7 protein-coding genes are annotated in these 12,036 nt (G+C 63.8%); 3 read left to right on the plus strand and 4 right to left on the minus strand.

Features of this window, described 5'->3' with window-relative positions:
* Nucleotides 1-151 precede the first annotated feature (151 nt).
* Together H3U89_RS03365 and H3U89_RS03370 are read left to right on the plus strand one after the other, a co-directional pair.
* Complete coding sequence (locus H3U89_RS03365; protein ID WP_198178499.1) at nt 152-2,911, plus strand: phosphoenolpyruvate carboxylase; 2,760 nt, start codon at nt 152-154, stop codon at nt 2,909-2,911.
* Between the two features lie 308 nt (nt 2,912-3,219).
* Nucleotides 3,220-6,702, plus strand: a complete 3,483-nt coding sequence (locus H3U89_RS03370; RefSeq protein WP_198178498.1) for an RCC1 domain-containing protein — start codon at nt 3,220-3,222, stop codon at nt 6,700-6,702.
* A 379-nt stretch (nt 6,703-7,081) separates the two neighbouring features.
* Here H3U89_RS03370 and H3U89_RS03375 read toward each other — a convergent pair whose 3' ends face one another.
* The 4 genes from H3U89_RS03375 to H3U89_RS03390 form a co-directional block, all read right to left on the minus strand.
* Nucleotides 7,082-7,258: a hypothetical protein gene (locus H3U89_RS03375; RefSeq protein WP_198178497.1), complete on the minus strand. Its 177-nt coding sequence runs from the start codon at nt 7,256-7,258 to the stop codon at nt 7,082-7,084.
* A gap of 227 nt (nt 7,259-7,485) precedes the next feature.
* A complete protein-coding gene (locus H3U89_RS03380) occupies nt 7,486-7,767 on the minus strand; it encodes a GH36 C-terminal domain-containing protein (RefSeq protein WP_332460506.1) in 282 nt (93 codons plus the stop codon).
* A gap of 278 nt (nt 7,768-8,045) precedes the next feature.
* Nucleotides 8,046-9,797 carry an FAD-dependent oxidoreductase gene (locus H3U89_RS03385; protein WP_198178496.1) on the minus strand — a complete coding sequence of 584 codons (1,752 nt, stop codon included), beginning with the start codon at nt 9,795-9,797 and terminating at the stop codon, nt 8,046-8,048.
* 121 nt (nt 9,798-9,918) lie between these two features.
* Nucleotides 9,919-10,482 carry a peroxiredoxin gene (locus tag H3U89_RS03390; protein WP_015021096.1) on the minus strand — a complete coding sequence of 188 codons (564 nt, stop codon included), beginning with the start codon at nt 10,480-10,482 and terminating at the stop codon, nt 9,919-9,921.
* Nucleotides 10,483-10,638: 156 nt separating this feature from the next.
* On the opposite strand from H3U89_RS03390, the gene H3U89_RS03395 reads away from it, so the two are divergent.
* Nucleotides 10,639-12,024: a hemolysin family protein gene (locus H3U89_RS03395; RefSeq protein ID WP_232345477.1), complete on the plus strand. Its 1,386-nt coding sequence runs from the start codon at nt 10,639-10,641 to the stop codon at nt 12,022-12,024.
* The last annotated feature ends 12 nt before the right edge of the window (nt 12,025-12,036 follow it).

The raw sequence follows: 12,036 nt of genomic DNA on the forward strand, positions 1-12,036 counted from the left end.
CATGAAACGTATTCGACCCGAAAGCGTCCTAGAATGGGCCGCGAGCCATCGAACCGAAGGCTGTGGGCCTGCAACGCCGACCACCAATAACCGCGGAGGAGCCGTGGAATGGTCGAAGACCGGGCAACCTGCGATTCGACAAGGAGGACTGATGACAGATAGTAATCAGCAAATCACGGCTGCCGATGCGACCCTGGTCACATCCGGCACCGGGACCAAGGGGCCGGAGGAACGCAAGCTGCCTCAATCGTTGGATGAGGACATGGCCTTGTGCCTGCGGCTGCTCAGGGATGTGTTGGGGGAATTCGATCAACAGCTGCTCAAGCGCTTCGACTCCCTGCGCGAGGACGTGATGACGGCCAGCGCCGAGCACTTCAACCGCCACCCCTCGGACCCCGTGCCCGACGAGGACGGCCTGTCCAAGGCCGTGGCCCTGATTGACGACACCTCAATCAAGGATTCCCAGCTGCTGGCCCGCGCCCTGACCACCTACTTCCACCTGGCCAACCTCTGCGAGGAGAACTACCGGGTGAAGGTCCTGCATGAGCGCGAGGGCAAGGTGGACCTGAAGGTCAAGGGCACCGACCCCATCAACGAGATGACCAGCGCCTACAGCCAGCTCCTTCAGGAGATGGGCCCGGCCAAGGCCTCGGAGCTGCTGGAGAAGCTGGAGTTCCACCCCGTCTTCACCGCCCACCCCACCGAGGCGCGGCGCAAGGCCGTGGAGGGCAAGATCCGGCGCATCGCCAACCTGCTGGCCGTTCGCCGCGGCCTGGGCGGTTCCGAGCTGGAGGAGAACGAGCGTCTGCTGCACAACGAGATCGACGCCCTCTTCCGCACCTCGCCCATCGCAGCCAAGAAGCCGACGCCCGTCGAGGAAGCCAACACCATTCTGGACATCTTCGACGCCACGCTCTTCGAGACCATTCCCAAGGTCTACCGCCGCTTCGACGACTGGATGCTGGGCAAGAAGGCCGGCATGGTCAAGCCCGTCTGCCCCGCTTTCTTCCACCCGGGCAGCTGGATCGGCTCCGACCGCGACGGCAACCCCAATGTGACCGCCAAGGTTTCGCGCAAGGTGGCGCGCAAGTTCTCCGACCACATGCTTGAGGCCCTGGTCAAGGCCACCACCACCGTGGGCCGCAACATGACCATGGAGGTGACCACCACGCCGCCCAGCCCCGAGCTGAGGAGCCTGTGGAGCCACCAGAAGGAGATGAGCGAGCGCCTGACCGATAGGGCCGCCACCATCTCGCACAACGAACTGCACCGGGCCGTGGTCCTGGTCATCGCTGACCGTCTGCAGGCCACCATCCAGCGTGATGCCGACCTCATGTATGCCGACTGCGACGACTTCATCGCCGACCTGCGCGTGGTCCAGGACTCCCTGGCCAAGGCGGGCGCGGTCCGTCAGGCCTACGGCCCCCTGCAGGATCTGATCTGGCAGGCCCAGACCTTCGGCTTCCACATGGTTGAGATGGAGTTCCGCCAGCACTCCCTGGTCCACGCCCGCGCCCTGGAGGACATCCGCGAGCACGGCCTGCATGGCGAGCGTGGCGAGCTGCAGCCCATGACCCACGAGGTGCTCGACACCTTCCGGGCCCTGGGAGCCATCCAGAAGCGCAACGGCCAGAAGGCCGCCCGCCGCTACATCATCTCCTTCACCAAGTCGGCGCAGAACGTCAAGGACGTCTACGAGCTCAACCGGCTGGCCTTCGAGCATGCCGAGGACGTGCCGGTCATCGACGTGATCCCCCTGTTCGAGCAGCTGGAGGACCTGCAGAACTCGGTGGACGTGCTGGAGGAGATCATCAAGATCCCCGAGGTCCAGGCCCGGCTCAAGGAGACCGGCAACAAGATGGAGGTCATGCTGGGCTACTCCGACTCCTCCAAGGATGCCGGCCCCGTCTCGGCGACCCTGGCCCTGCACTCCGCCCAGGAGCGCATCGCCAAGTGGGCCGAGAGCCATGACATCGACCTGACCCTCTTCCACGGACGCGGCGGCGCCGTAGGCCGTGGAGGCGGCCCCGCCAACCGCGCCGTGCTGGCCCAGCCTGTGGGCTCGGTCAACTGCCGGTTCAAGCTGACCGAACAGGGCGAGGTCATCTTCGCCCGCTACGGCAACCCGGTCCTGGCCATCCGCCACATCGAGTCCGTGGCTGCGGCCACCCTGCTCCAGTCCGCGCCCAGCGTGGAGGAGCGCAACACCACCATGACCGAGAAGTACGCGGACATGGCCGACAAGCTGGACCAGGCCGCCCACGAGCGCTTCCTGGACCTGCTGCACACGCCGGACTTCGCCCCCTGGTTCTCCATCGTGACGCCTCTGAACGAAATCGGCCTGCTGCCCATAGGCTCCCGGCCGGCCAAGCGCGGACTGGGCGCCAAATCCCTGGACGATCTGCGGACCATACCCTGGGTCTTCTCCTGGGCGCAGGCCCGAATCAACCTGGCCGCCTGGTACGGCCTGGGCACCGCCTGCGAGAAGTTCGGCGACCTGGAGACCCTGCGCCAGGCCTACGAGGAGTGGCCGCTCTTCAGCACCTTCATCGACAACATCGAGATGAGCCTGGCCAAGACCGACGAGCGCATCGCCAAGATGTACCTCTCCCTGGGCGACCGGGACGACCTGAGCCAGAAGGTCCTCTCGGAGATGGAGCTGACCCGCAAGTGGGTTCTGCAGATCGTGGGCGACGAGTGGCCCCTGCAGCACCGCCACGTGCTGGGCCAGGCCATCCGGATCCGCTCCCCATATGTGGACGCCCTGTCGGTGACCCAGGTGCGCGCCCTGCGGGCCCTGCGTCGTCGCAACGACAAGGAGGAGCTCAGCAAGAGCCAGCAGGCCGACTTCATCTACCTGATCCTCTGCACCGTTTCGGGAGTCGCCGCCGGCCTGCAGAACACCGGCTGATTGCTGCTTGACGGTTTAAAGATGAGGCCCCGTTCTCTTGTGCAGATAGCAGGAGGCGGGGCCTCATTACATCCAGTCGTCTCTTGACACGAGTTTTGCGTTTTTTTCGAGTAAAATGTTGAGTGTAGTGGTGTTGGGGAGTTGGCTGGGTTTCGATATGGCTTGTACGGCTGGCGCTGGGGCGGCTTGAGGACTGGGGAACTGGACGGCTTCCTGACGGATGGAACGTTGTAAGCAGGGATTCATCAGCACGCTTGGAGGGATGGTGGAAGCGGCTGTGTCCGGTATGGGCGAAAGGTTGTCGGCTTATGTATCTGGGTACCCGTCTGCGTCGTGTCTTACCGGCGACGATCCTCCTGCTGGGCCTGCTGGCAGGCCTGGGCGCCGCGTCCGCCCAGGCGGACGCTCCCCCATCCATCGAGGGGGGCCGCCGGACCCCCCACACAGCTGAGCACACCCCCGGCAGCGCAGCCGGCACACCGCTGCCCTCGCCCTCGCCGCTGGAAACCGCCCCGCCCCTGAACCCCCAGGCATCAAACCCCGGCACCCCGTTAACGCCGAAGGACACCACCAACGGCGCAGACCCCTCTCCGGCCAAGCCATCCGACAAGACGGACGAGCAGGCCGCGCACACGGTGCGCTTCGACCCGGCCGACGGCAGCAAGCCAACACAGGCGAGCGTGAAGACCGGCACCCTCGCCACTCCCCCGCAAGAAAACCCGCAACGTCCCGGATTCCGGTTCGACGGGTGGACGCTCGACGGCCGGCCCTATGACTTCCGGACCCCCGTCCTGAAGGACACCACCCTGAAAGCCCAATGGTCGAGGATCACGGACTGGACGCTGAGCCCGGAGCACGGGCCCGCCACCGGCACCCGGCTGACCATCAGCCCGCCCGACAGGCAGGAACCCTACTACACGAGCATCCAAGCCGCAGGAGACCAGATTGTGGGCCTGACCGGGGACGGCCGCATCCACACCTGGACACAGGACCACACACCCGTGCAGGTGCCTTCCCCCACGCAGGCATCCGACGGGTTCCACTACCTGCAGGCCGCGGCAGGCGACCAATGGCAGGCGGCACTCGGATCCGACCAGCACATCTACACCTGGGACAGCCAACAATCAACGCCCACCATCCTCGACACCGGACAGGACACCCGGTTCACCAGCATCAGCCTGAACGGAGACCGGCTCCTGGCCGTGGACCGTAAAGGACAGGTCCACGCCTTCCAAGACAGCCAGAAAGACAGCCGGGACCCGAATCCGAAACTCCTGGAGCAGGCCACGACCATCCTGCCCGGGAAGGCGCAGGCCGTCACCGCCGCCGCCTCCGCCAGCCGGACCCTCATCGTGGACTCTGACGGGCAGGCCTGGACCTGGGAGACGAGCAGCCCCGGCGATGTCAAGCCCGAACCCGTCAGGCAGGACCCGGGCACGCGCACCGTCCAGGCGCAGGCCCTCAACCAGGGGTTCCTCCTCCTGGACGCGGACGGGCAGGCCTGGTACCTGGCCGACAGCACAACCAACCCGACAGCCGTCAGCCCGCCGGAGGGCATGAAAGCAAGCAGGATCACGGCAGACAAGAACCAGGCCATCATCACCGACTGGGAGGGCCACGTCTGGGCATGGAAGCCCGGCGAAACACCCATGCGCGCCGACAACGGGAACCAGCCATACACGCAGGCCGTCCTTGCAGACGGCAGGATCACCGCCATCAGCAGGCAGGACGGCCTCCACCAGTGGAGCCTGGACGGGCAGGGCCGGCCCGGCCAGCCGGCAAGACCCGACACCACCACAACGCCCACCCTGGAAACAGCCAGCATGGACGGCCAGCCACTGACACCCGACAAGAGCAACGACGCCTGGCAGACGGACATACCAGCCCACACGCCAGGACCAGCCACCATCACCATCACCGGCAGTCAGGACGGCCAGCCCTTCACCAGAAGCCTCAACTACACCGTCGACCAGCCGCTGACCAGAGACATCCGACAAGGCTCCATCCACACGGTCAGCTTCGACACAAACGGAGGAAGCCAGGCGCCCCAACCCCAACAGGTCCCCTACCCGTACGGGCGAGTGCAACGGCCCACCCCCGACCCAGTGCGCGAAGGCCACCAGTTCGACGGATGGTTCATTAGCGACATCGCCTACGACTTCAGCAAGCCCGTCACCGACAACCTCACCCTCACCGCCAAATGGACACCAAGCACATGGACCATCAACCCCGACAAAGGCAGCCAGTTCGGCAACGAAACCACCACCATCACCCCACCCCCTGGCCAAGGCATCAAATTCAACCAGATCAGCGGCTCAAGAGATTTCGGAGACAGAGGGTTTACTTTGGCGGTCGGCAGTGACGGAAACGCTTACGCATGGGGAAGAAACAACTACGGCCAGCTCGGCGACGGGACACTCACACAGCGAAACAAACCCGTCATAGTGAAAAAGCCTGCAGGCGCGTCGGCGGATTTCACCTACGTGCAGGTCAGCGCTGGGGATGAGCAGTCGTTGGCAGTGGGCAGCGACGGATACGTGTACGCATGGGGGAATAACGAATCGGGTCAGCTCGGCAACGGCAGTAGCGGCGGCTATTCGACCGTTCCCTTGCGCGTGATTGACCCTAACGATCCCCGCAGTGGGCTGACAGCTGTACAGGTGAGCGCCGGATACTATCATTCCTTGGCGCTTGATGCGAGAGGGAACATCTGGGCATGGGGATTCAACCAGTTTGGCGAGCTCGGCAACGGCAACAACATCAACTCAGCAATCCCCACGCTAGCGCAATACCCCAGGGATGCAGGCACAGTGACAGCCATACAAGTCAGCGGAGGATTTCACCATACGGCGGCAATAGACACGAAGGGGAACACCTGGTCATGGGGATGGAACTGGTTCGGCCAGCTCGGCAACGGCAACAACATCGACTCAGCAATCCCTGTGCCAGTGCAATACCCCAGGGATGCAGGCACAGTGACAGCCATACAGGTGAGTGCCGGAGCCGATCATTCGTTGATAATAGACACAAAAGGAAACACCTGGGCATGGGGATGGAACCAACTGGGTGAGCTCGGCAACGGTTCCAGCAGCGCTGACGCGAATCCTGTTCCAGGAATGGTGAAATATCCCGAGAACGCGGGCACAGTGACAGCCATGCAGGTGAGTGCCGGCGGCTATCACTCGCTGGCGATCGACAAGAACGGTAACGCCTGGGCGTGGGGAGGCAACGATAGCGGTGAGCTTGGTATCGGCACTACTAGCAAATCGGAGATTCCCGCGCTGGTACAGTACCCCAAGAATGCAGGCGCGGTGACAACCGTACAAGTGAGCGCTGGCGGCTATCACTCGCTGGGAATCGATAAAGAGGGAAAAACCTGGACATGGGGATACAACCAGTTTGGTCAGCTCGGCAACGGCACTATCAGCAACTCATCGATTCCCACTCCAGTGGCGTTCAACCTGTCCCCGGTGATCAGCAGCGTTACGTTCGACACCAGCCCTGCCACGAATCTGAACTATATAAACGACAGCAGTGTCACGGTCTTGACACCTGAACACCTGCCGGGCCCGGTCACGGTCAGCGTGGGCTACACGCTGGGCGGCGAGGGAAGCACCCTGATTAACAAGTCCCTCACCTACACGTACCTGCCTGCAGGCGTGCTTCCCCGGGCTGGAGGGGAAGGCATCCTCCTCGCCTTCGCTACGGGCATGACCGGCATGGGCGGGGTTCTGGCTTCACGCCGCCACAGGAGGGAAGCACACCAACTGTTGCACGCTTCGCACGAATAAGACAGGCCTGGGACGGATCAATCCCCCCGCCCGCGCCTGGAGGAGGCGGAAACACGGCCGGAACGGCCACGGGCATACAACCACAGCCAGCCCGGCCGCTGTTTACTCATTCCGTCAGCCATGAGTTCCGCCGACACTGGATCCGGCTGTCATAGTCATTGCGCGATGATAGGGTTGTATCACTGTACAAAGATGCAGAAGCGAATGACACGCACCGTCTGTTGGGGAGACAGTCGGCAGAGCTCTTGGGAGGCTCTGTAAATGTCATTATCGGATATTCCCCACTGTACTTCGCACGAGTAAGGCCGGGTTCCCATCACTGCAATCCGGCGAACTGGCGGCTGTGCCCATCCCAACCGAGCACGGTCGCCATCTACTTTTAAACGGTGGAAAGATACCCGTCGTAGCGCTCGGGCATGTCCGCGAACTCCAGGCCAGCCGGCTGATACCAGGAGTATCGGCGGATGCCGCTGTCGTCAGTCCAGATCTCAGGGCAGTCGTTGACCAGCCAGTCCGACGGAGTAGCATGGGAACCGCCGGTTGAGGCCAGGGCCAAGGCCTGCCTGAACTGGTTTTCCTGGTCGGAGGTCAGGCTCCGGTTGTAGAAGTGCCAGCCGTCCGGGCTAGGCGATGTCCTGGCGGATGTATTCCAGGTCCTGCGAGCGCCGTCTCCCTGCCGGTATCAATGGTCAGCGTAATCCAGTCCGGCTCTCCCAGGCTAAGGCTGGTTGGGTTCATGATTCAGTGCTCCTTCATCCCTGTGGTGTGGCAGATGGCAGCGGGTCAGACCCGGACCAGGTCGATCAGGCGGATGGTCTCGGGCTGGCAGCGAGGTATGCGGATGCCCACGCGCTCCAGATAGGTGCCGGTGACCTCGGCGGTGCCCAGCGGACCCGTCGGATCCAGAGGTTCCAGCGAAGCCCTGGGCTTGGCGGGTCCGGTCCAGGCCAGCCGATACCGGGCCTTGGGGTCCAGGCCGGGAATATGTAGATAAACACCACGATTATGCAGGGATTCGTCCAACTGGACGTGGGCCAGGATGGCGCGGCTGCGGTCGGGGGCCACCACGCCATGAGCCAGGACCGAAAGGAGTGGTCTGGGTCGGAGGATTGGTCAGGATGTAGCAGGATAAAGCGTAATCATCCCATAATGTCGAGCCGATCATGATGACAACGGTCACCGCTTGCGCTATGAAGGCGGCGGACCGTGTAGACCGTGGATAGCATCAGCAATTTTCCATCAACGTAATTCAGAGGCTTACACCAAAAAAGGCGCTGGCATCATCGCCACAAAGGCATTGACACCAGCGCCCTTTCAGACTCTGTTCAGGCTCGGACCCGAGGTCAAGCCCCGATCAGATCCAGCATTTCAGGAACGGACTTCTTGCCGAACTCCACGGTCTCCTGGCCATCCTTACGAATCACGATGCAGGGGACGCTCATGACCTGGTACTGGTCCTTGAGCTCGGGGAAGTGGGCCAGGTCGTAGGCCTCGGCGCGCACCTTGCCGTTCTGGGCCGCCACCCGCTGGGCGGACAGGACCGTGGTCGGACACATGGTGCAGGTCAGGGAGACCAGCATCATCACGTCCACCTGGTCCTTGATGGCATCGATACGGTCCGAGGTGGGCTGATCCACTTGCTGGCCGGGGCCCGCCGCATTGTAGAGGGCCAGGACGAAGGAGTTGAACTCGTGGCCGCTGGGCACGCCATGGAAGGCCAACCCAGTCGGCTGGGAGACACCCTGGTCATCCACGCGGCAGATGCGCACGCTGGGGCGGGCATCGGGCAGGTCGCCGGCGGGATCGTAGTCCTTGCCGTCTTCGTCCGTGCGGGAATCCACCCTGGAGGTCAGCTTGCCATCGGAGAGCCCGACCAGCTCTCCCACGAAGGCTTCCAACTCCTTGGAGACCTGGCTGCCGTCCAGATCCAGGGCCAGCTCCAGCTTTCCGGTCATCTTGCCGAAGACCATGTCCAGCTGCTTGCGGATGTCCGGCCCGAAGAAGCCGGAGGTCTTGGCCGGGGCCTGGTCGTGCTCCTGGGCCACAGGCGCGGGCGAGGTGCCCGAGGCCAGGGCGGAGTTCTCGGCCTGACGCTCGGAGCGGGCGTAGGGGGAATCCTCGGGACGCGGCGGCACCAGGCCGGTCTTGTCCGACATATTGGAGGCGTAGCGCTCCAGCTCCACGGCGGCCACAGCCCCATCGGAGGTGGCGGTAATGACCTGCCGCAGGTTCTTGACCCGCAGATCGCCGGCGGCGTAGATGCCCGGCACCGAGGTCTCCAGGTAGTCGTGGGTCAGCACGTAGCCATGGTCGTCCAGATCCACCACGCCCTTGAGCATGCCGGTCTGGGGCACGTAGCCAGCAAAGACGAACACGCCGAAGGTGCCGCCGTCCTGGGGCTTCCAGGTGGTGGTCTGCCCGCTCTTGCGGTCCAGGATGGTAGCCTCGACCAGCCCGCCGGGTCCAGCGGAGACCCCCTTGAGCTCGGTGGAGTAGTGAATCTCGATCTTGTCGTTGTCCCGGGCCTCGTCAGCCACGGCGGCATCACAGGTGAAGTCCTCCTCGCGCACCAGCAGGGTCACCTTGGTGGCGTACTTGGTCAGGAAGACCGACTCCTCAGCGGCCGCGAACCCGCCGCCGACCACCAGGACCTCACGCCCGGTGAAGAACTCGCCATCGCAGGTGGCGCAGTAGGCCACACCGCGGCCCGCGTACTCCTGCTCGCCCTGGAAGCCTATCTTGCGGGGGCTGGCGCCGGTGGCGATCAGGATGCCGAAGGTGCGCAGGTCGCCCCGGGAGGTGTGGACCACCTTGATGTCGCCCTGGGCTTCGATGCCGGTGGCCTCGGCGCTCATGAACTCGGCTCCGAAGTTCTGGGCCTGCTGGCGCATGGTCTCGGTCAACTTGCGGCCGTCGGTGCTGGCCACGCCCGGGTAGTTGACCACGTCGGCCGTGATGGTGATCTGGCCGCCGAAGTCATCCTTCTCCAGGATCAGGGTGCGATACCGCGCCCGAGCCAGGTAGAGCCCTGCGCTCAGGCCTGCAGGGCCGCCGCCGATGACGACCACGTCATAAAGATTCTTGTCTTCCGTCATGAATGCCTCTTCCGAAGGAATGCACGGATGTGCTGGTGTTGGATGCTGGTCGTGAATACAGAAAAGGGAACCCGCCCTGGTCGCTTCCGATCGGCGAGTTCCCGATGTTGGCAGCTGCGGATCAGAGCTGGCCGACCAGATCCAGGCTGGGCTCGATGGTGTCCTCGCCGGGCTCCCACTTGGCAGGGCAGACCTGATCGCCGTGCTCGTAGACGAACTGGGAGGCCTGGACGCGGCGCAGCAGCTCGTCGGCGTTGCGGCCCACGTTGGAGGAGATGACCTCGTAGGCCACGACCTTGCCCTCAGGGGTCAGAATGAAGTCGCCGCGCTCGGCCTTGCCCTCGGCCTCGTTGTAGGTCTGCAGGTCCTTGGCCAGGGTTGCGGTCGGATCGGCCAGCATGGGGTACTGGACCTTGGCGATCTTCTCGTTGGCCTCGTGCCAGGCCTTGTGGACGAACTCGGTGTCGCAGGAGACGGAGTAGATCTCGCAGCCGATCTTCTTGAAGTCCTCGTACTTGCTGGCCAGATCCTCCAGCTCGGTGGGGCAGACGAAGCTGAAGTCCGCAGGGTAGAAGAAGAGCAGGGACCAGTGGCCCAGCAGATCCTTCTTGGAGACCGGGAAGGTCTTGTTATCCTGGTAGGCCTGCGTGGTGAACTCAGTCAATTCGTGCTGAAGCTGTGACATGAAAAATCCTTTCGGGAGCGTTGGGAATGTCGGCTTGAAGCCGAACCTGCTTCCGTGTTTCATGCTAGTCAGGTAGCGCTATATGGGGAAGACGGAGGTTCACCGCTGGGGTGTGACATAGGGCACATGGGGCGTCCATACCCTAGCATTGAAGGCATGGCATTATGGCTGAACATCCTGCTCATTCTCTTCTTCCTTCTGCTCGGTTCCGTCTTCTCGGGGACTGAACTGGCGCTGGTCTCCCTGCGAGGCTCGCAGCTGGAGCAGATGGAGCAGCAGGACGCGCGCGGCGCCCGGGTGGCCCGCATCGCCCGCGACCCCAACACCTTTCTTTCCGCAGTGCAGATCGGCGTGACGCTGACGGGCTTCCTCTCGGCCTCCTTCGGCGCATCATCCATCGCCCCCTACGTGGTGCCCGTCCTGACCGGGTGGGGCGTGCACGAGGGTCTGGCCGGCACTCTGACCACGGTGATTCTGACCCTGATCATCTCCTACTGCTCCATCGTCATCTCCGAGCTGGTGCCCAAGCGGATCGCCATGCAACGCACCGAGGCCATCGCCAGGGCCGTCGTTCCGGCCATCGACGTCTTCACCACCCTGTGCAGGCCGCTGATCTGGCTGATCGGCAAGAACACCGACCTCATCGTGCGCATCCTGGGCTTCGACCCCCAGCAGACCGACACCGAGGTCAGCGACGACGAGCTGCGGATGCTGGTCTCATCCAACACCAACCTGAGCAAGGACGAGCGGATGATCCTGGGCGATGTCTTCGACGCCTCTGAGACCAGCGTGGCCGAGGTCATGCGTCCCAGGGCCGACGTAGTCTTCATCGCCGGGGACATGCCACTGCAGGAGGCGGTCGAATTCGTGCACGACGAGCCCTACTCGCGCTACCCGGTGACCGGACGCGACTTCGACGACGTGTTGGGCTTCGTCCACGTGCGCGACCTGATGGACGTGCGCAATCCCCATGCCAAGACCGTGGCCGACGTGACCAGGCCCGGCATCGCCTTGCCCGGCACCTCCAAGCTCCTACCCAGCCTGGAGAAGCTGCGCAAGAAGGGCATCCACCTGGCCGTGGTCATCGACGAGTACGGGGGCACCGACGGCATCGTCACCCTGGAGGACATGACCGAGGAGCTGGTGGGCGACATCCGCGACGAGTACGACCTGCCCGAGGAGCAGAACCCGGCCCATCCCCAGGCGACCGCCTTCGTCAACGGGGTTGCCACGGTCGACGGCGGCATGACCATCGAGGACTTCGCCGACCTGACCGGGATCGAGCTGGAGGACGGCCCCTACGAGACCCTGGCCGGCTACTTCCTGGCCCAGACCGGGCGGATGGGGCAGGTGGGCGACGTGATCCACTCCGACGACGGGTATGACATGGTGGTGACCAAGGTGGACGGGCGGCGCATCGAGACCATCGAGGTCAGGCGGCGCCAGGAGGCCGAGGACCAGGCTGGCGATGATGACGAAGGCGGCGAAGACAGGAAAGATGAAGACAGGTCGAATTCCAAAGCGGGAGCAGACCGAAGATAACCGGACCGGGTC

The organism is Bifidobacterium sp. W8104, assembly GCF_016100735.1.
Taxonomy (GTDB): Bacteria; Actinomycetota; Actinomycetes; order Actinomycetales; family Bifidobacteriaceae; genus Bombiscardovia; species Bombiscardovia choladohabitans.

Bases quoted from the DNA above. Each gene is read 5' to 3' on its own strand.
- H3U89_RS03395 (WP_232345477.1), top strand. From the start codon at position 10,639: ATGGCATTATGGCTGAACATCCTGCTCATTCTCTTCTTCCTTCTGCTC.
- H3U89_RS03390 (WP_015021096.1), bottom strand. From the start codon at position 10,482: ATGTCACAGCTTCAGCACGAATTGACTGAGTTCACCACGCAGGCCTAC.
- H3U89_RS03370 (WP_198178498.1), top strand. From the start codon at position 3,220: ATGTATCTGGGTACCCGTCTGCGTCGTGTCTTACCGGCGACGATCCTC.
- H3U89_RS03365 (WP_198178499.1), top strand. From the start codon at position 152: ATGACAGATAGTAATCAGCAAATCACGGCTGCCGATGCGACCCTGGTC.
- H3U89_RS03385 (WP_198178496.1), bottom strand. From the start codon at position 9,797: ATGACGGAAGACAAGAATCTTTATGACGTGGTCGTCATCGGCGGCGGC.